The 19,819-nt window shown below is 35.1% G+C and carries 18 protein-coding genes; 14 read left to right on the top strand and 4 right to left on the bottom strand.

Translation table 11 applies throughout. The features are described 5' to 3' along the window. Positions 1 to 120 precede the first annotated feature (120 nt). Positions 121 to 1,314: a multidrug efflux MFS transporter NorA gene (norA, locus tag J2S19_RS10940; protein ID WP_307341410.1), complete on the top strand. Its 1,194-nt coding sequence runs from the start codon at positions 121 to 123 to the stop codon at positions 1,312 to 1,314. Between the two features lie 71 nt (positions 1,315 to 1,385). Beyond that, positions 1,386 to 2,222: a MerR family transcriptional regulator gene (locus J2S19_RS10935; protein ID WP_307341407.1), complete on the top strand. Its 837-nt coding sequence runs from the start codon at positions 1,386 to 1,388 to the stop codon at positions 2,220 to 2,222. Positions 2,223 to 2,420: 198 nt separating this feature from the next. Here the strand turns inward: J2S19_RS10935 and rpsD are convergent, their stop codons facing one another. Continuing rightward, positions 2,421 to 3,023 (bottom strand): 30S ribosomal protein S4, encoded by a 603-nt coding sequence (rpsD, locus tag J2S19_RS10930; RefSeq protein ID WP_307341404.1) that lies wholly within the window; start codon positions 3,021 to 3,023, stop codon positions 2,421 to 2,423. A 682-nt stretch (positions 3,024 to 3,705) separates the two neighbouring features. On the opposite strand from rpsD, the gene J2S19_RS10925 reads away from it, so the two are divergent. Beyond that, positions 3,706 to 5,502 carry a sensor domain-containing diguanylate cyclase gene (locus J2S19_RS10925; RefSeq protein ID WP_307341401.1) on the top strand — a complete coding sequence of 599 codons (1,797 nt, stop codon included), beginning with the start codon at positions 3,706 to 3,708 and terminating at the stop codon, positions 5,500 to 5,502. Between the two features lie 57 nt (positions 5,503 to 5,559). Here J2S19_RS10925 and msrC read toward each other — a convergent pair whose 3' ends face one another. Beyond that, positions 5,560 to 6,039, bottom strand: a complete 480-nt coding sequence (gene msrC / locus J2S19_RS10920; RefSeq protein WP_307341397.1) for a free L-methionine (R)-S-oxide reductase MsrC — start codon at positions 6,037 to 6,039, stop codon at positions 5,560 to 5,562. Positions 6,040 to 6,158: 119 nt separating this feature from the next. Between msrC and refZ the strand changes: the two genes are divergently transcribed. After that, on the top strand, positions 6,159 to 6,809 hold the full coding sequence (refZ, locus tag J2S19_RS10915; RefSeq protein WP_307341394.1) for a forespore capture DNA-binding protein RefZ: 651 nt from the start codon (positions 6,159 to 6,161) through the stop codon (positions 6,807 to 6,809). Here the strand turns inward: refZ and hisJ are convergent. Further along, entirely contained in the window at positions 6,792 to 7,598 is an 807-nt protein-coding gene (hisJ, locus tag J2S19_RS10910) for a histidinol-phosphatase HisJ (protein WP_307341392.1), read from the bottom strand. The genes refZ and hisJ overlap by 18 nt on opposite strands. Before the next feature lie 574 nt (positions 7,599 to 8,172). On the opposite strand from hisJ, the gene ezrA reads away from it, so the two are divergent. The 6 genes from ezrA to J2S19_RS10880 all read left to right on the top strand — a co-directional run bounded on the left by ezrA (position 8,173) and on the right by J2S19_RS10880 (position 15,947). Then, positions 8,173 to 9,861, top strand: coding sequence for a septation ring formation regulator EzrA (gene ezrA, locus J2S19_RS10905; RefSeq protein WP_307341389.1), 1,689 nt, complete (start codon positions 8,173 to 8,175; stop codon positions 9,859 to 9,861). A 252-nt stretch (positions 9,862 to 10,113) separates the two neighbouring features. Further along, on the top strand, positions 10,114 to 11,259 hold the full coding sequence (locus J2S19_RS10900) for a cysteine desulfurase family protein (protein WP_307341386.1): 1,146 nt from the start codon (positions 10,114 to 10,116) through the stop codon (positions 11,257 to 11,259). Positions 11,260 to 11,263: 4 nt separating this feature from the next. Further along, complete coding sequence (gene thiI / locus J2S19_RS10895; protein WP_307341383.1) at positions 11,264 to 12,463, top strand: tRNA uracil 4-sulfurtransferase ThiI; 1,200 nt, start codon at positions 11,264 to 11,266, stop codon at positions 12,461 to 12,463. A 307-nt stretch (positions 12,464 to 12,770) separates the two neighbouring features. Continuing rightward, the gene (locus tag J2S19_RS10890; protein WP_307341380.1) at positions 12,771 to 12,986 is read left to right on the top strand and encodes an alpha/beta-type small acid-soluble spore protein; all 216 of its coding nucleotides are present in this window, start codon (positions 12,771 to 12,773) and stop codon (positions 12,984 to 12,986) included. A gap of 699 nt (positions 12,987 to 13,685) precedes the next feature. Beyond that, on the top strand, positions 13,686 to 15,278 hold the full coding sequence (gene mbcS, locus J2S19_RS10885) for an acyl-CoA synthetase MbcS (protein WP_307341377.1): 1,593 nt from the start codon (positions 13,686 to 13,688) through the stop codon (positions 15,276 to 15,278). Positions 15,279 to 15,461: 183 nt separating this feature from the next. Beyond that, positions 15,462 to 15,947, top strand: coding sequence for a CBO0543 family protein (locus tag J2S19_RS10880; protein WP_307341374.1), 486 nt, complete (start codon positions 15,462 to 15,464; stop codon positions 15,945 to 15,947). 24 nt (positions 15,948 to 15,971) lie between these two features. Here the strand turns inward: J2S19_RS10880 and J2S19_RS10875 are convergent, their stop codons facing one another. Next, positions 15,972 to 16,772 carry an NAD kinase gene (locus J2S19_RS10875; RefSeq protein WP_307341371.1) on the bottom strand — a complete coding sequence of 267 codons (801 nt, stop codon included), beginning with the start codon at positions 16,770 to 16,772 and terminating at the stop codon, positions 15,972 to 15,974. A 148-nt stretch (positions 16,773 to 16,920) separates the two neighbouring features. Between J2S19_RS10875 and sppA the strand changes: the two genes are divergently transcribed. The 4 genes from sppA (at position 16,921) to ytfJ (ending at position 19,801) form a co-directional block, all read left to right on the top strand. Continuing rightward, on the top strand, positions 16,921 to 17,925 hold the full coding sequence (gene sppA / locus J2S19_RS10870; protein WP_307341369.1) for a signal peptide peptidase SppA: 1,005 nt from the start codon (positions 16,921 to 16,923) through the stop codon (positions 17,923 to 17,925). Positions 17,926 to 17,937: 12 nt separating this feature from the next. Beyond that, the gene (locus tag J2S19_RS10865; RefSeq protein ID WP_307341367.1) at positions 17,938 to 18,432 is read left to right on the top strand and encodes an RDD family protein; all 495 of its coding nucleotides are present in this window, start codon (positions 17,938 to 17,940) and stop codon (positions 18,430 to 18,432) included. Between the two features lie 176 nt (positions 18,433 to 18,608). After that, positions 18,609 to 19,298, top strand: coding sequence for a DUF2953 domain-containing protein (locus tag J2S19_RS10860; RefSeq protein WP_307341364.1), 690 nt, complete (start codon positions 18,609 to 18,611; stop codon positions 19,296 to 19,298). Between the two features lie 50 nt (positions 19,299 to 19,348). After that, entirely contained in the window at positions 19,349 to 19,801 is a 453-nt protein-coding gene (gene ytfJ, locus J2S19_RS10855; protein WP_307341359.1) for a GerW family sporulation protein, read from the top strand. Positions 19,802 to 19,819 lie beyond the last annotated feature (18 nt).

Below are 19,819 nucleotides of genomic sequence, written 5' to 3'. Positions count from 1 at the left end.
TAAAAAACTGTATTTTCTTAATAGTTGAACTTTTCCTTTCCAGATATGAACAGATTGACTCTATAGTAACTATAGGGTTTATAGTATAAATATATATTAATTATCTATGAGGAGAAGAAAATGAAAAAGCAAAATATGACTTTGGCTATCTTATTAACTAATTTATTTATTGCATTTTTAGGTATTGGCCTTGTCATACCGGTAATGCCGACGATTATGAACGAAATGAATCTAACAGGTGCTATAGTTGGTTATTTAGTTGGAGCATTTGCAATTGCGCAACTAATATCCTCGCCAATTGCTGGACGGTGGGCTGATAATTATGGCAGAAAAAAGATGATTACGATTGGCTTACTCATCTTTAGTTTGTCAGAATTATTGTTCGCTGTAGGTGAACAGGTAGGAATTTTATTTCTATCAAGAGTACTTGGCGGTATAAGTGCAGCTTTCATTATGCCGGCAGTAACAGCATTTATTGCTGACATTACAACTCCAGAAACGAGACCGAAAGCACTTGGATATATGTCTGCGGCAATATCTACTGGATTTATCATTGGACCTGGTATAGGAGGGTTTTTAGCTGAGCTAGGTCATCGTGTACCATTTTACTCAGCTTCAATACTTGCTTTGATTGCAGCTATCTTTTCTGTTGTCATGCTTCGCGAGCCAGAGCAAAAGATACATGAGGAACAAACAGAAAATATGAAGTCAGGATTTAAGCGAGTATTTGATAAAAAGTACTTCTTTGCATTTTTAATTCTCTTTATTTCATCATTTGGATTAGCAGCGTTTGAATCACTGTTCTCGTTATTTGTAGACCATAAATTTAGCTTTTCACCGAAAGATATTGCAATTGCTATAACAGGTGGGGCAATAGTAGGGGCGATTGCACAAGTTGCACTATTTGACCGAGCAACAGCGATATTTGGAGAAATCAAACTAGTACGCTATAGTTTAATCTTTTCTGTTGTACTTGTTTATTTAATGACAGTGGTCCATACGTACTTTTTAATCTTAGTAGTAACTGTTACTGTATTTGTTGGTTTTGATTTAATGAGACCGGCTTTGACATCGTACTTATCAAAAATTGCAGGGAATGAACAAGGTTTTGTCGGTGGGATGAATTCGATGTTTACGAGCATTGGGAATGTTTTAGGACCAATCATTGGGGGTATCCTATTTGATATTGACCTGAACTATCCGTTCTACTTTGCAACAGTCTTCTTAGCAATCGGTGTCGCTATCTCTCTCGCATGGAAAAATAGTGCACAGCCAAAACAACAGCAAACACCATCATTCCAAGATATAAATTAACTGTAATAAATGTGCTTCCAGCAAGGTAATATCTTGTTGGAGGCTTATTTTCATGATAAGGGAGAAAGAAGATGGAAGAGACATTATATACTATAGGAGAAGTAGCTGAACTAGCAAATACTTCAATTCAAACCCTTCGATATTATGACAAAATAGGATTATTCAAGCCCGCGTATACAGACCCTAATACAAATTATCGATACTATCGCGATTCCCAGCTTTACCACCTTGATGTGATTAAATCACTTAAATACATAGGCACATCTTTAGAAGATATTAAAAATGCGCAACAATTAAAAACAGATGACTTACTACAATTTTTAAACACACAGGAAGAAATAATTGAGAAAAGGCTACAAAAATTACTTGATATCCAACATGCAGTCAGGTCGATAAAAGAACGTTTAAATAAACAGCTTAGCAGCCCGAACTTTGGTGAAGTAACAATTCGTTCTGAAGATGAAATGAAAATTATTCAAGTCGAAGCAAAACAATTAACACCAAAAAAAATATTAAATGCATCTTACCGAGAATTAAAGAAAGTAGTAGAATTAGCACCAGGTGTAATGAATAGCAGCTATGGAGCGGTAATTCCCTTCAAATCATATAAACATGAGGAAGAAATATTCTACACTCATATTTATATGCCTATTACAAATACGAATCACATTTCGTTACATTCAAACAACATCCAACTTGGTACAATCCCATCTGGTAACTATGCATGTATTTCTGACTGGTTCACCCCAGAAAAATACTTTGCAACTTTACAGAAGCTCCTATCATATATAAAACAAAACCAAATCAATGTTATCGGTTCAATATATGATAATTTCATCCCTATTCATTATTCGCCAATTGAACAAGAGGAATATATGGTGGAGATGAAAATAAGAATATGTGATTGATGATATAGGAATTATAGAGCTTATTAACACAAGTGGACATTTCATAAGGTCTTCGGAGAGTATGTGAGTAAATGAGAATATACAGGTGCAGATGAAAAGGTATAAAAGCATTATGAAGATAATATAACTATTAATAGGAATAAAAAAATCCTTAGATGACTTGAATGAACAAGCGCTCTAAGGATTTTATTAACGCTATTAACGAGAGTAGAACTCAACGATAAGAGATTCGTTAATTTCAGCAGGTAATTCAGAACGTTCTGGTAAACGTGTGAAAGTACCTTCTAATTTATCTGCGTCGAAAGTTAGGTAATCAGGTACGAAGCTGTTTACTTCGATTGCTTCTTTCACAATATCAAGGTTACGAGATTTTTCACGTAATGAAATTGTTTGGCCTGGTTTAAGTTGGTATGATGGGATATCTACACGAGAACCATCAACAAGAATATGACCGTGGTTAACTAACTGACGTGCTTGACGACGAGTACGAGCTAAACCTAGACGGTATACAATGTTATCAAGACGAGAATCAAGAAGAATCATGAAGTTCTCACCATGAATACCACTCATTTTACCAGCTTTATCAAATAGGTTACGGAATTGGCGTTCGTTTACACCATACATGTGACGAAGCTTTTGCTTCTCTTGTAATTGTAAACCATATTCTGATAATTTTTTGCGTTGACCTGGACCGTGTTGTCCTGGTGCATATGGACGCTTTTCTAATTCTTTACCTGTACCACTTAATGAAATACCTAAACGACGAGAGAGTTTCCAGCTTGAGCCTGTATAACGAGCCATGCTAACTCCTCCTTTATGTTTTTATTTTGCATAAAATAAAAACCAAACTGACTACTTTCGTTTTGCACATTTTGTTTTCATGCATCCTCGCTCCAGCAGCAAGAAGTTACACGATGCACCTCCTATATTTATAGGGGAACAAAATGAAATCAAAACAGTTACATCAATAGGCTGCATATTTTATACACAACGATCATTATATTGTTTTATACGTATAAAGTCAAGCATCTTTACAAGATAATAAACTGTTTAACTTGTGCTAAAGTTAAAATCAATTTTTCCCTTTAAAAATCGTAGGCAGTTGTTCATATTATGTATTAACGATTCTTTCGCATAACGAATACAACAATAGCCAAGGACAACTAAGTAAGGGCAAGTATTTTACGTAACATGCATAACTTAAGACAAGCCATGATAACAGCTGATTCAGGTGACAAATTGTGAACAAACGAAAAATCATGTATAGTAAATAGTTGTCAATATCTTTAGAAACTTGACGTTTGTAGAGTATTCTTCTGTTACTCCTCTACAGATTTCATAAGTTTAATTAATAATTTTTAAGAAAAGCACCATTAGAGAAAATGCTAAAAACTTTTTATCTATAATATATAACGCTTTCTTTTATGATATAATAAAAACAAATAATGTATTATTTTGTAATTTAACTATGTGGGTGAAAATCATGGATGACCAGACAGTTGTGATAAAGCTGAAAAGTAGGTTTTTTGAATATCTTAGTCAGCATTATCAAAGTTCTACATTTGATATAGTGGATAATTTAATAGATATTATCAAACAGGAACTGTGTGTTAGTCATGCAGTTTTCTATTTTTACGATGAACAAAATGACCGCTTAACTCCACATAAAGACGTAACGATAAATTCATTGCGGTCACTTCCGAAAGAAGTACAGGACCAAAAATTCTATCAAATTCAGAATGAAGTCATCCTACCAATTATCCAGGGCGATAGAATTTTCGGATTAGTATCTGTTAAAGATTTAGATGTTGCAAACTATACTGTGAGTGGACAAGATGAAATCGTCAAAGCATGTACGTCCTTTTACACTACTGGAATGCGAAATATTAAATCAACACATAAAGAATTAAAGTTTGAACAGCTATATAGAATTACCGAAAAGTTCCATTCCTTTATGAATCGTGATGACGTGTTAATCGAGTTAATTAATACATTAAGAGGCATGTACGCGTCCTATACATTTTATTTGTTCTTATCACATGACAACGAGGCAAATAATGATTTGCCGATAAAGAATTTAGGATATGATGAACAGCAAGGTAATGAAATGGCTATGAAAGCTTATGTAACTGGTGATGCACAAGTATCAGAACTAAATGATAGTAAATTAACGATTTTATATACACCTTTAAAAGGTAAGCAAGGCGTGTATGGTGTTTTACAAGTCGTTGCGAGTCAAGACCATGAGTTACCTGAAAATAGAAGTTTTATCACCCTTCTCGCTCACACAGCAGGTAATGCATTAGAGAATGCGCAGCTATATGAGCAATCCAAGCGATTAATAAAAGACTTACAGCTTATTAACGAAACATCACATCGTCTAAATAAAAATTTACGATTAACCGATAATATGACTTACATGACAACACGCATAGTTGAGTCATTTGATGCTAATGAAGCAGGCTTTTTTTATTTTGACAAAAATGATGAAATTAATATATTCCCTGGAAGTACAAAGCTATTTGAATCTGATGACGTTACAACTTATGTTCAATATGTTAAGGAGAAAATAGGTCAGGATTTGGAAGGAATTTTCATTGGAGATTTGTCCGCACACATACAAGATGCTAAATTTCAATCTTTAATGGCGGTGCCGATGATCCAAAGCGGAAGTTTAAAGGGCTGTGCGTTAGTGCTTCATGAAAGTAAATATCACTTTACATTTGATATGTATAAACTACTACAATCACTTATTCATCATTCTGCATTGGCACTGACAAACTCATTGCTGAGAGAAGAATTAGAGATGCTTGTGAACTTGGACCACTTAACACAACTATACTCTCGTAAATATATGAATGAATGTATTGAGAAATCGATGAAGGTTGATCGGCAAGGAACTTATTTACTTATGGATATTGATGATTTTAAAAAGATAAATGACACATATGGCCATCAAATCGGTGATAAAATCCTCGTCCAAGTAGCAAATATTATAAAAAATAATATTCGTGAAAAAGATATTGGTGCACGTTGGGGCGGAGAAGAGTTAGCAATTTACTTGCCACAAGTTGAACTTAAAATAGGTAAAGCAATTGCTGAAAGAATTGTAAATCGTGTCAGAGAAAACACAGATCCGATGGTTACCATTTCGTGTGGTGTATCATATTGGGATGCGACCAGTCACCATATAAGTTATAACCAACTTTTTAGTCAGGCGGACCAAGCGTTATATCAGGCAAAAAACAATGGCAAAAATCACGTCGTTGTTGAATTGTAAAGATAAAGAGGGTGACAATTGTCACCCTCTTTCATGTTATAAATGACTATTTTTAAATTAAAGAGACTCAACTATAAGCGTTACGAATTTCTTTAAAAAGACCTCATCTTCTTCATCAAAACGATTTAGCGAAGGGCTATCTATATCTAACACACCGATAACATCATCCCCATTAATGATAGGAACGACAATCTCTGAATTTGAAGCTGCATCACAAGCAATATGCCCTGGGAACTCATGAACATTGGCAACTCTTAATGTTTTTCTTTCAGAAACAGAAGTGCCGCAAACGCCTTTACCTAGAGGGATTCGTACACATGCTGGCATACCTTGAAAAGGTCCTAATACAAGCTGATTATCCTTCAATAAATAAAAGCCAACCCAATTAATATCATCTAAGTAATGATTTAGTAAGGCCGCTGCATTCGCTAAATTTGCGATTAAGTCCTTTTCGTCTTCAATTAATGCTTTTAATTGATTTAACACAATTTTTTGTTGCTCATCTTTATTACCGTTGTAATTTTCGACATGAAACATCGTTATGACCTACCTTTTGTTAAAATGCAACAATGTTCACTAGAACATTGTCGAGTGATTATTGAAGGAATTCGCCAATAATCGTTGAAATAAAGAGAATAAAGGAGGTGGTGAATCAAATGACTCAACAACCTATAAGTGAAACAAAGAAAAAAATCATTGAAGCATCCATCTATTTATTTAATTCAAAAGGATTTGCTGGAACATCCGTTAGGGAAATTGCAAACAGGGCAAAAGTCAATATTGCCCATATATCTTATTATTTTAAGGGGAAAGGGGGATTGTTAGAATATTTAGTTTCTCATTATTATGAGGGCTATATTCAAACAATCGAAGAGAATTATTTCCAATTAAAATACCGAAATGCTCACAATGTTTTAAATAAAATGGTACTAGATATCTTAAATTACCAGCACGCACATCGTCAACTTTCAAGACTTGTGTATCGTGAAGTCACATTAGATTCAATATTAATTAGAGAAGTCATGACAACCTACCTAACAAAAGAAAAATATTATCTCCAATCAGTCATTGAAAAAGGGATTGAGGAAGGAATTTTTCGAAAAGGCTTCATCCCACATATCATCATTCAGTTAAGAAGCCTTCTGCATATGCCATATCTACAACCTCAATACATGAGTGAAGTTCTTTATATCCAACCTCACGAAACTTACTTTGTCCATCAATATTATAAAGAACTAAAAAATTGGCTGAATTCGCTGTTACTTGATAATCAATCGGTAGAAGGAAAACTAGTTGTCAGTCGTTAATTGATGATAATATGTATAGTTCTTTCCGAGATCCCTTGCGCTATGGGCATCAGAACCATAGATTAGAGGGATTCTTTGTTGTTGTGCAGCTTTTGCGATTGTAAGGTCAGGATAGACTTCTCCACAATACTCCTTACGCAAACCAGCGACATTAAAATCTAATTCATAGTTCTCTTTCTTTATGGCATTTAAGATTTTTTCTATCCAATCATTAACAGAAAAAGTTATCGGAAACAACTTTTGAAACTTTCTTACTAATGTAATGTGACCAATTCTTTTTGGTTTATAGACTCCCAGATTACTCGTTATAGAATTGTATACTTCCTCATAATAAAGGTTATGAAGGGCATGTAACGTGCCTGCTTGTTGAACCATTTCCGAAAAAACGTGTTCATCGTAGTCCATGCAATAATATTGACCAGCTAGTTTAAGAAAGTGAACAGATAGAATACTATCATCCAAATGTTTCCCATACGCATTTAAAAATTGAGTTATTTCATGTTCGAAGCCTTGAATGTAATCTACTTCTAATCCTATATTTATCGAAATATCATTTTTGTATTCCTGCTTAACACGTTCAAGGTCACGAAGATAATTTTCTATCTCATCTAGTTCTATAGCACTATCCTTTTTAGGAGTAGGATCTGTAAAGCTAGTTGGCAGTGGAGCATGCTCTGTAAATGTAATACTAGTAAAATTTTCAGTAATTGCTTGTTCGATGTAATCCTTTAAACTATCTTTTGTTCCGTGTGGACAATAAGGTGTATGGATATGACCATCCATCTTCATGTAAAACCCTCCCGTCACCTAATGGCTTATAAGTATAATTCCTACAGCAGAACTCTCGATATATTTAGCGAAAAAACAACAAATGTAGGCGAAAGTCTACGTGAAAAAGTATTGTCTAGAAGCTGTCTCTTTAGCTTGAAAACTACCTTAATACATTAAAGAAAGTATTCGAAAAACACCTCATTGATAACAACCCTTTTCATTATAGGACAAATTATGCAAAAAAAATAAAATTACTGGTCAAAAATTGTCGTTTACATGGTATCATAAATACATTGAAATAACAGTAAAAATCTAGTTAAATAAAAAGGCTGTAAGTTAATGGAACTTTAAAGGTCGAAAAAGCTGTTGATAATCATAATTTAAGACAACAAAACAGCCAATTTTAATTAAACAGTTACATACGAGTTAAACAATTTTTCATTTAAAGAGGCGATTTTGCCGATTATTAATACTGAAGATGATAAACGAAAAAAAGTAATAACGCTTATCAGCATGATAAAAGTGAAACTTTCATCAGTGGGGAGTTTTTTTCCTGTCATGACGATTTTGTGTACCAACGAGGGGGCTCATTATGGAAGTTATTATTGGATTAATTCTTCTAATTTGTGTTGTATTTGGAATAGGATACATACTGAGAAGAAATATTTATAAAGATGTGGACCGTTTAGAAGCATGGAAAATTGAAATTATGAATCGTTCGATTGTTGAAGAATTATCAAAAGTAAAAGAATTAAAAATGTTAGGACAAGCTGAAGAACTATTTGAACAATGGCGCAATGAATGGGATGAAATCATTACCGATCAACTGCCCCAAGTTGAGGATTTATTGTACGAGGCCGAAGATTACTCTGATAAATACCGATTCAAAAAGTCAAAAGAAGTCCTTGGGCATATTGAAAACATACTAATAACAGTAGACGAAAACATCGATAAAATTATTGAAGAAATTAATGAACTAGTGACAAGTGAAGAGAAGAATAAAGTTGAGAGTGAAGAAATAAAAGAACAGTATCGAAAAGTTAAGAAGTCACTCCTTGCACATAGTCATCAATATGGGAAGGCATATAATCAATTGGATGCCTCATTATCTGAAATTGCAGATTCGCTAAAACAATTCGAAACGGAAACAATTGAGGGAAATTACTTAGCTGCTCGAGAAATACTCGTCCAATTAAAGCTAGATTTAGATACTTTGCAAGTTAAAATTGAAGAAATACCAAAACTACTAACAGAATGTAATATTACATTACCTAATACTCTTACTGAATTAGCGGATGGATACAAGGAAATGGCGCAAAGTGGATATTTCCTTGAGCATATCCAAGTTAATCAGGAATTAAATCGTTTGAGGAAACAATTAGACGCGATGAGAAAACAAATCGAAAACACCGAGATCGAGGAAGTAGAGGAAAATCTTCAGTCTATTCAACTAGCAATTGAAGGTATTTATGATTTGCTCGAAAATGAAGTCGAAGCAAGTCAGTTTGTCAAACAAGCGGCAGTATCAATTGAAAGTAAACTAAATAAACTAGCTGAAGAAAAAGCAAAAACCGTAGAAGAAACTGAATTAGTAAAACAGAGCTATCGATTGTCTGAAACAGAATTAGATAAGCAAAAAACAATAGAAAAACAAATTACACAAATTGAGAAAAAATTTGCACATTTGAAGCAAAATGTAAATAGTGAGCATGTCGCACATTCGATCGTCAAAGAGGAGCTGGAAGAGTTAGAGAAGCAAATTACAAAGCTATTTGAAGATCATAATGAATATAGAGAAATGCTTTCTACATTACGAAAGGATGAAATTCAAGCTCGTGAAAGGTTGAATCAGTTAAAAAGACTTTTACTTGATACAACAAGAGCTGTACATCAAAGTAATGTTCCTGGTTTACCTGAAGAGGTTGTAAGTCATATTGATAAGGCGAAACGTGATGTCCAAAAGGCGACAGCTAAGCTTGAGGAAATTCCTTTAAATATGAATGTCGTCAATCAATTACTCAATGATGCAATTGAAACAGTCGAAACGTTAAAACAAGCTTCTGATGAATTGATTAATCAAGTACTTCTTGTCGAGCAAGTTATTCAATACGGGAATCGCTATCGTAGTCGTCATAGTCAGCTTGCATCAGCATTTACAGAAGCAGAACATTTATTTAGAGAATCGAACTACCGAGAAGCACTTGATATGGCCTCAGCAGCACTCGAGCAAGTAGAACCCGGTGCTTTTGAAAAAATAAAAAGTATTTCACAAAATAAATAAATAAATAAATAAATAAAACAGGTCTGACAAGAACGGTTCACGATAAAATCGTTTCCTCTGTCAGACCTGTTTTATATTTGGTTATGTTAGTGAGAAAGAAAAACAAATACGTTCATATGAAAGTACGCTAGTTCATTTTTTAAAATGAGTATGGTATGATTACAAATTGAAAACTTCTTTTATTCTATTTGTACATAACTAGGATTGGAAGTTATAGAAAAGGTTAGAAACTGATAGAAAGAGGCACATCTCATGTTATATTTAGATAACAGTGCAACAACAAAACCATACCGTGAAGTTATTCAATCATTTATAAATGTAACAGACCAGTTTTTTGCAAACCCTTCTTCATTGCATAAGCTTGGCAGTGATGCAGAATCGTTATTAACGAAGGCGAGAGAACAGGTCGCACAATTGTTAGGTGTAAAGCAGCAAGAGATCATTTTTACATCAGGTGGGACGGAAGGTAACAATCTGGCAATAAAGGGAGCAGCGCTGGCCAATCAGCATAAAGGAAAGCATCTAATTACGACAAGTATTGAACATCCGTCTGTATTAGAATCCTTTAAGCAGTTAGAGCAGGAATTTGGCTTTGAAGTCACTTATCTACCAGTGGATGAGTACGGAGTTGTATCATGTGAACGAATGAAAAGAGAATTGCGCGACGATACTATCCTCGTATCAATAATGCATGTGAACAATGAAGTCGGTACTATCCAGCCAATAGAAGATATAGGTGGGCTATTAGAAAGTTATCCACAGACGTTATTCCATGTAGACCATATACAAGGTATAACAAAAGTACCACTTGATTTTTATAGGGCAAAAATAGACTTATGTACGATTTCAGGCCATAAGTTTCATGGTCTGAACGGAACAGGCGCCTTATTTGTGAAGGAAGGTGTGAAAATTCTTCCACTATTTTCAGGTGGTGCACAAGAAAATCAATTACGCTCAGGTACTGAAAGTCTAGCAGGGAATGTAGCACTTGCGAAAGCTTTAAGAATGTCTGTAGATGATAGTAAGGGAAATTTACCAAGACTAAAGCAATTGCAAAGAGAGCTAATAACAGAATTAAGCAATATTGATGGTGTTCATGTGAATACACCGCTGGATTATGCGGCACCACACATTGTGAATTTTTCTGTTCCGGCGATAAAGGCTGAAGTATTAGTCCACTATTTAGAAGAGCATCAAATATATGTATCGACAACATCAGCATGTTCGTCTCGTCGTAAATCGATTAGTAATACATTAATACAGATGAATAAGCAAGAGAATATTGCCAAAAGTGCAATAAGAGTCAGCCTCTCATTTGAACAGAAAGAGGAAATTATTTCACCGTTTATTACTACGCTATCAACGGGCATCAAAAAATTATCGAAGGTAATGAGGTAAAAATATGATATTTGATTACATATTAATCCGTTTTGGGGAGATATCTACAAAAGGGAGAAATCGCCGTGTTTTCATTGAACGGTTAAAAAGAAATATAATTGATGTAATGGGGGATTATCCTAATTTAGGATACGAAGCTACACGTGACCGTATTTATCTTCATCTAAATGGTGAAAGTCATGAAGGGATCGTAGAGCGTTTACAAGCAATATTCGGTATCCAGTCATTTAGCCTGGCTATGAAATGCGATAGTGACTTAGATATTATTAAGGAAAAAGCACTAGAAGCTATAAAAAGTCTATATGAACAAGGAGACACGTTTAAAGTAACTGCAAAACGTGCTGATAAACAATTCCCTTATGATACAAATGACTTGAACTACCAAATTGGTAGTCACATCCTCATTAACACGGAAGGTTTAACAGTTGACGTAAAAAATCCAAAAATAAATTTGCGTGTAGAAGTAAGAAAACAGGCAACTTATTTAACTTGTTATGATTATAAGGGTGCAGGCGGCCTACCAGTTGGTTCAAGCGGAAAAGCTATGCTTCTATTATCTGGTGGAATTGATAGTCCTGTTGCAGGTTATTTATCATTAAAAAGAGGTGTCGAAATTGAAGTCGTTCACTTCTTTAGTCCACCTTATACAAGTGAACGGGCAAAGCAAAAAGTTATTGACTTAACAAAAGAATTAACAGCATTTGGAGGAAAAATTCGCTTGCATATTGTGCCCTTCACTCAGATTCAAGAAAAAATCCAAGCGCAGGTGCCAGAAAATTATACGATGACTTCAACTAGAAGAATGATGTTGAAAGTAGCTGACTTATTAAGAGAGAAGCAACAAGCCCTTGCATTGATAACAGGTGAAAGCCTAGGACAAGTTGCCAGTCAAACATTAGAAAGTATGCTTGCGATTAATGATGTAACAAGCACACCAATATTAAGACCACTTATCACAATGGATAAAACAGAGATTATTGAAATTGCCCATGAGATTGGGACGCATGACATATCAATCAGACCTTTTGAAGATTGCTGTACAATTTTTACACCTGCAAGTCCTAAAACAAAACCAAAACTAGACAAAGTTTCACGGTTTGAAAGCTTCGTTGATTTTGATGAGCTTATTAAGGAAGCTGTCGAGAATATTGAAACAATCGATATTACGGCAGAGCAAGAAAGTGAATATTCCTCACTGTTATAAGTCATATCTTGGCGATGTGTGTAGCAATAATGTTTTTATGACAAGTGCATTGGGGAACCTGCAATTATTTAGGCAATCTTTATTTACTAACTTAATTAAAGTGTTGTAGCGGAAAGCGAGTACTAGTACTCGTGCTGTGTCAAACCAATCCTTATCGAAAACTAAGAATAAGCAAAGGGCTTACGAAAGCATCCTTATTGATAAAATTACTTAATGACAATAAGCATCATGTGAATATTTACCATCAAATTTTATGAATGATGCCAATGTGTATTACACATTCTATACTCACAAGGAGGTGATACACATGGCATCAAACAGTTCTAACAACTCAAATCAATTATTAGTAGCTGGTGCACAACAAGCTATCGACCAAATGAAGCTAGAAATCGCTTCTGAATTTGGTGTAAACTTAGGTGCTGAAACAACTTCACGTGCTAACGGTTCAGTTGGTGGTGAAATCACTAAGCGTCTAGTATCTTTTGCTCAACAACAAATGAGCGGTTCTTTCCAACAACAATAATTTCATAAATAATGGCTACGAGAGCAGGGACTTTGTTCCTGCTCTTTCTTGTTGTTTTCAATGTGAATTTTTTGAACAAGTGGATAATCGCTCGACAACCAGCTCCAGCGCGCCTAGCACAGGAGAAAATTGTTCTTCATCCCGCTGATGAAGCCCATTTTGATTGAGCGTAGGAAGAGAAATTGTTCTTCATCCCGCCGATGAAGCCCATTTTGATTGAGCGTAGGAAGAGAAATGTTCTTCATCCCGCCGATGAAGCCCATTTTGTTTGAGCGTAGGAAGAGAAATGTCCTTCATCCCGCCGATGAAGCCCATTTTGTTTGAGCGTAGGAAGAGAAATGTTCTTCATCCCACTGATGAAGCCCATTTTGTTTGAACGTAGGAAGAGAAATGTCCTTCATCCCACCGATGAAGCCCATTTTGTTTGAACGTAGGAAGAGAAATGTTCTTCATCCCACTGATGAAGCCCATTTTGTTTGAGCGTAGGAAGAGAAATGTTCTTCATCCCACTGATGAAGCCCATTTTGTTTGAGTATAGGAAGAGAAATGTTCTTCATCCAGTTAACGAAACCACATGCAATTCAGATTCGTGTTAGGCGCTTTGTTTCGACTACCAAATTCCTCCAAAAGCAAATGTATTTAAAATGGAGTTATTATCAGGTATAATAAATTGGTACTAAAAATTTAGGAGATGAAATTATGGTAAGAGAAGAACTGCTTGCACCAACGGATTATAATCTAGTTGAGGAAATAGAAAAATACTCCTCAGATAGAACGAAAGTTGCAATAAAATGGGAGAATGACAATGGTGAAAAGAAAGAAATTACTTACCATGCATTAATCGAGAAGGCAAATCAGATTGGAAATGCACTTATTAATGAGGGATTAAAAATGGGTGATAGTATACTTGTTGTGATTCCCCGTCTTATTGAAGCATATGCAATTTATCTTGGTGCTCTAAAAGCAGGCCTAGTTGTCATTCCTAGCTCAGAAATGCTTAGAACAAAAGATTTACAATATCGAGTTACTCATGGTGATGTCAAAGCTGTTATAAGCTACGGGTTACATACAAGTGAATTTACTTCGATTAGAGAATTTAATGAACTAACGAAGATTGCTGTTGATGGATGCGAAGACTCGAACTGGTTATCTTTAGACCAATTAATTGAAAATCAAAGTAAAGAATTGAAAATTGCAAATACGAAGGCAACTAGCACAGCCTTTTTATCTTATACATCAGGTACAACCGGTAACCCGAAAGGTGTTGTACATACACACGGTTGGGCGTATGCTCACCTTAGAACTGCTGCGAAAAATTGGTTGAGCATTGGGGAAGAAGATATCGTTTGGGCAACTGCTGGACCTGGGTGGCAAAAATGGGTATGGAGTCCTTTTCTATCTGTCCTAGGATCGGGTGCAACAGGACTCGTATATCATGGGAAATTCAATCCTGAGAAATACTTAGAACTGCTTGATACGTATAAAGTGAATGTACTATGCTGTACACCAACAGAATATCGTTTAATGGCTAAAGTGGACAACTTAAACAACTATTCATTAGCAACTTTACACAGTGCTGTATCTGCTGGTGAACCTTTAAATAGAGAAGTCATTGATATATTCCAAAAACATTTTAATGTAAAAGTTAGAGATGGTTACGGCCAAACTGAAAGCACACTACTTGTAGGGATAATGAAGGGCATGGATATTAAACCAGGTTCTATGGGGAAACCGACTCCTGGAAATGATGTTGTCATCATTAATGATGAAGGTGAGCCATGTCGAGTAAATGAAATTGGTGATATTGCTGTGCATCGTAATACACCAGCTCTATTTAAGGAATATTACAAAGATTTTGAGCGTACTGCTAAACAGTACCGTAAAGACTATTTTATAACAGGTGACCGTGCGCGAATGGATGAAGATGGATACTTTTGGTTTGAAGGAAGAGGAGACGATATCATTATAAGCTCTGGCTATACAATCGGGCCATTTGAAGTCGAAGATGCGCTTGTTAAACATCCTCTCGTAAAGGAATGTGCAGTTGTTGCAAGTCCGGACGAAATAAGAGGTAATGTGGTTAAAGCGTATATCGTATTAAAAGACCCGACACTCGAAACCGACGAACTCATTAGAACTCTTCAAAACCATGTAAAAACATTAACAGCACCTTATAAATATCCGCGTGAAATAGAGTTTACAACAGAATTACCAAAAACCACTTCAGGAAAGATCCGAAGAGTAGAATTAAGGCAACGTGAGATAAACATAAAGAGTGGAAATCTTATCTAGTAATTGGCTCTTTCTTTCTAAAAGGAAGTTAATAAAAATTAATAATAATCTATAATTATGCATAAAGGTCTGACTCTAAACAACGGGTCAGACCTTCTTAATGTATAAAGATATTTTCATAACGAAATCAACTCATAAAATTAATTTTAAAAGCGCAACCTAGGTAAGAAGGATGTGATTATCATGCGGGAACGGCTCATTTTAAAGTTTCTCTTGATTTTAGGTATCGGCTTAATCCCGTTCGTCTTTGAGCGGAAATATTTGAAAGACGGCATTATAATTTTTATGGGAAAAGGACTTTTAGCAATTTTCTTAGATACTTTAACAACAGGGAAAAAGAAAATAAAATACCCAATCCGGTTTTTGCCGAATTATTTTCGTTCAAATATACTTTTTGATTTACTATTATTCCCATTAGTGTGTGTGTTCTATAACAGAATAACACGTGAAGATAAATATGTGAAAATGCTTTGGAAGGCATCGTTGACCAGTTTAACGTTAACTATCATTGAAGTTTACTTTGAAGCGAACACTCGACTTATCAATTTTAAGAATAGCTGGAGATGGTACCACACTTTCTTATCAGAAACAGTCACGTTACTCCTGTTTCGTCTATTTATCGGCATAATACGAAAATTTGATGATGGTAAAGAAAAAGGGATGGCTTAATGCCTCCCCTTTTTAAATCGTTTCTTATAAAAATGAGCGTTTCACTTTTTCCCAATATGAATTATCCTTTAATTTCACCGTCTTAATAGGACTTTCACTTAATAAGAACTCTAATTCCTGTACGTGACGGATACTCAACGCTTCGTTATCCATTCCGATAATCGGGTAGTCATTCCCATCCTGAACGATCTTTAAAACAAATTTACGATTTTCACTAAGAATAAAAGAAGAACCGAGTGTACGGTATAGATTATTATTTAACGACGCCAGTTCACTTACCTGAATACAACGCAACATTGGGTCGACAACAGCCCCGTTTACTGATTTCGTGTAAGCAGTACTTCCAGTTGGTGTTGCAATGAGCATTCCATCGCCTCTAAATGTTTCAAAATGTAAGTCATCGATAAATACATCAATTACAAATGTTTTTATAATGCTTGAACGGATAGAACATTCATTTAAACATTTAAATGAAGTCTTTCCATCCAATTTTACTTCAAGGACTGGATAGCGTCTTACTTCTATTTGAGATTTCATAATTGCCTCGATCATGTTATCACGGTCATCGATATGGAAATCACAATATAAGCTTAATGTCTCATCGATGCTCACTCCAACATATAAACAATCAGACCTGAATTTTGTTTTGCGAACAGCCTGAAGAAATGCACCATCTCCACCGATACTGACAATAATATTGGCTTGTACATAATCATCGACAACATGAAAATCATATTGTTTAGCTAACTCGATAAGGGTACCTACCTTCTCAGTTAAATCTTCATCCTTCTTGTAGTAAAAATAAACATTACGACGATCTGACATGTATGTATCCTCCTTCACATCTGTTAATATTCTCCACTTTTACTTATAGAAATGTTACAATACTCTATGTTGTTTAGTTTACCACTTTTACATAATAAAATGTTTATTAGGTGAGGAATTTAAAATAATCAAAGGAGGAGATTAGTGAATGAATGGTAAGCGATGGGGAGCACTTGGTATTGCAGCGTTTTTGTTCTTTGTATCAATCATCATTGGTATCTCAAATATGTTCTTCCAGCAAAGTGAGATCTTTTCGGAGGCTTTCGCTTCAACGAGTGAATTCACTGAAGAAGTAATAGAGGAAGGCTCTGAAATGAATAAGATTGCTGTTTTAAATGTAAATGGTGTGATTCAAGATACAGGAGAAGATGTAACATCTTTTTTTAGTACAGCTGGTTATCAACATAAGACATTTTTAGAACAGGTCCGTGCTGCAGCTGAGGATGATACAGTAAAAGGTGTCATTCTTAGAGTAAACTCACCAGGTGGCGGAGTCGTCGAAAGCGCAGAAATACATAAAGAATTAAAAGAACTAAAGGAAAAAACAAAGAAACCTATTTACGTTTCTATGGGTACACAAGCAGCATCAGGTGGTTATTATATTTCAACTATCGCGGATAAAATTTTCGCAGCACCAGATACATTAACAGGTTCATTAGGTGTAATTATGCAATCAGTTAACTATGGTGAATTAGCAGAAAAATATGGCGTAAAATTCGAAACAATCAAGAGCGGTCCACATAAAGATATTTTCTCGCCGACTCGTGATATGACAGAAGAGGAAAGAAAAATTTTACAATCAATGGTTGATAATGCATACAAAGGCTTTGTCGATGTCATTGCTGAAGGACGTTCATTATCAGAGGATGAAGTCCGAAAAATAGCTGATGGTCGAATCTATGATGGCAGACAAGCTAAAGAAAATAAATTAGTCGATGAACTTGGCTATCTTGACGACACAATCGCTGCAATGAAAGAAGAACATAAATTGAAAAATGCAAAAGTTATCGAATATGGTTCATCTTTAGGGTTAAATTCTCTGTTTTCCATGAGTGTAAGCAAAGTATTAAAAGGAGACGATGAATTGTCAAGCCTTTATCAATTTTTAGCAAGCTCAAACTCTCCTCGATTAATGTATTTATATTCTGAATAAGGAGGGATGCATGTGGATACAACGATTGAAAATGTAAACTCAGCTGAATCATCAAACGATTATCAGCACATGTTAGCCGGTTTTTGGATTCGCTTTTGGGCTTATTTAATCGATGTAATCGTGATTGCGAGCATCAATAGAATCATTGTCCATCCAATATTTAATTTATTAAATTTAGATAAACAACTATTATTTACCTCAACAACAACAGTCGTAACGACAATTATCTTTTTTGCGTATTTCGTATTAATGACCAAATATTTTCAGCAAACATTAGGAAAAATGATATTGGGTATTAAAGTAATTTCTCTAAAAGAAGAAAAACTCGATTGGGCAACAATAATCTTCAGGGAATTTATCGGTCGTTACATCTCTAAGACAATTGTAATTTTGTATTTAGTCGCAGCATTTACACCGAAAAAGCAAGCACTGCATGACCTTTTTTCTGACACACTTGTCATTCATGAAAAAGTATATACAAAGATTTCTACTGTTGCTAATGGGTAATAAATACGGGTCAAGCTCCTATAACTATTGGAGTTTGACCTTTTCTTATTTTTTTGAGACTTTATATACTTTAACCTCGAATCATTCCACGCTATAACTCACTAAAAAGTACTTTTCCAAATAGGTTTATTTTCTAATAAAAGGGTGATAATGGTAAATTGAAAGGATGTGAGAGAATGCGATGGGTTTTATACATCATACTTGCACTCATATTACTATTGATCATCTTACTATTCACAAAAGTGACAATCACCATACAGCTAAGACATGTTGGTGATGATGACCGTTTTAAAATAAAGGCCCGAGCCTGGTTTGGAATATTACGTTATACAATCGATATACCGTTCGTTAAAGTAGACGAAAATGGTCCTAACCTTATAATAAAACAAAAACAAAAGGTCGGAAAAGAAAAGAAAAATCATAAAGTGAAAGAAAGTAAGGAAAAGGTAACGCCAGAAGAGTCTTTCCACTTCTTCCATGATGTTAAGGCAATAATGGAACATATTGTAGGCATCCATAAAATAATCCGACGCTTCTTAAAAAAAGTGAAGGTGAAAAAATTAGAATGGCATTCGCAAATAGGAATTGGAGACGCCGCTCACACTGGAGTCCTAACTGGTGCAGTATGGTCGATAAAAGGGGGTGTGATTGCGCTCATACGACAGTACATGAAAGTAACGATAACACCGGTTGTATCGATAACACCAGAGTTCAATCAAATCTGTTCACGCACGAAACTTGAATGTATGATCCAATTCCGGATCGGGCAAGCTATGTTAGCAGGTATACAGTTCATTAAATATTGGAGAGGTGGAAAGCCTAAGCTTAAAAGCAAACCACTATCAACCTTTTCTAATGAATCATAGCTCCAATAGATGAACAATGACCGGATAAAAGTAAAAGGAGGATATTTATTATGAGTGAACATCCAATTCAAGGATTAATGAAGACAGCAATGGAAAACCTTAAACAAATGATTGATGTGAATACCATTGTAGGTGACCCTGTCGAAACTCCAGATGGAAGTGTTATCTTAACTGTATCAAAAGTTGGCTTCGGATTTGCTGCTGGTGGTAGTGAATTTAACTCAACAAGTGGTGAAGAAGGCGGCGAAGGCTCTCCAAAACTACCATTTGGTGGAGGTAGTGGTGGTGGTGTATCGATTACACCAATTGCATTTTTAATTGTATCCTCTACTGGTGTCAAGATGTTACATTTAGATGAAAATACTCATCTATATGAAAAAATATTAGAAGCAGCACCACAAACTGTAGAGAAAATCCAAGGTATGTTCAAGAAGAACAAAGACAACCAGTCTTCAGGCAATAGCAATAACGAAAACCAACAAAAGCAAGACCTCGAATTCTAACTGCCTTTAATGGCAGTT

Origin of the sequence: Metabacillus malikii, from assembly GCF_030813355.1 — a bacterium.
GTDB classification, from domain to species: Bacteria; Bacillota; Bacilli; order Bacillales; family Bacillaceae; genus Metabacillus; species Metabacillus malikii.
This window is presented reverse-complemented; position numbering and strand designations above follow the sequence as displayed.

Bases quoted from the DNA above. Each gene is read 5' to 3' on its own strand.
- norA (WP_307341410.1), top strand. From the start codon at position 121: ATGAAAAAGCAAAATATGACTTTGGCTATCTTATTAACTAATTTATTT.
- J2S19_RS10935 (WP_307341407.1), top strand. From the start codon at position 1,386: ATGGAAGAGACATTATATACTATAGGAGAAGTAGCTGAACTAGCAAAT.
- rpsD (WP_307341404.1), bottom strand. From the start codon at position 3,023: ATGGCTCGTTATACAGGCTCAAGCTGGAAACTCTCTCGTCGTTTAGGT.
- J2S19_RS10925 (WP_307341401.1), top strand. From the start codon at position 3,706: ATGGATGACCAGACAGTTGTGATAAAGCTGAAAAGTAGGTTTTTTGAA.
- msrC (WP_307341397.1), bottom strand. From the start codon at position 6,039: ATGTTTCATGTCGAAAATTACAACGGTAATAAAGATGAGCAACAAAAA.
- refZ (WP_307341394.1), top strand. From the start codon at position 6,159: ATGACTCAACAACCTATAAGTGAAACAAAGAAAAAAATCATTGAAGCA.
- hisJ (WP_307341392.1), bottom strand. From the start codon at position 7,598: ATGAAGATGGATGGTCATATCCATACACCTTATTGTCCACACGGAACA.
- ezrA (WP_307341389.1), top strand. From the start codon at position 8,173: ATGGAAGTTATTATTGGATTAATTCTTCTAATTTGTGTTGTATTTGGA.
- J2S19_RS10900 (WP_307341386.1), top strand. From the start codon at position 10,114: ATGTTATATTTAGATAACAGTGCAACAACAAAACCATACCGTGAAGTT.
- thiI (WP_307341383.1), top strand. From the start codon at position 11,264: ATGATATTTGATTACATATTAATCCGTTTTGGGGAGATATCTACAAAA.
- J2S19_RS10890 (WP_307341380.1), top strand. From the start codon at position 12,771: ATGGCATCAAACAGTTCTAACAACTCAAATCAATTATTAGTAGCTGGT.
- mbcS (WP_307341377.1), top strand. From the start codon at position 13,686: ATGGTAAGAGAAGAACTGCTTGCACCAACGGATTATAATCTAGTTGAG.
- J2S19_RS10880 (WP_307341374.1), top strand. From the start codon at position 15,462: ATGCGGGAACGGCTCATTTTAAAGTTTCTCTTGATTTTAGGTATCGGC.
- J2S19_RS10875 (WP_307341371.1), bottom strand. From the start codon at position 16,772: ATGTCAGATCGTCGTAATGTTTATTTTTACTACAAGAAGGATGAAGAT.
- sppA (WP_307341369.1), top strand. From the start codon at position 16,921: ATGAATGGTAAGCGATGGGGAGCACTTGGTATTGCAGCGTTTTTGTTC.
- J2S19_RS10860 (WP_307341364.1), top strand. From the start codon at position 18,609: ATGCGATGGGTTTTATACATCATACTTGCACTCATATTACTATTGATC.
- ytfJ (WP_307341359.1), top strand. From the start codon at position 19,349: ATGAGTGAACATCCAATTCAAGGATTAATGAAGACAGCAATGGAAAAC.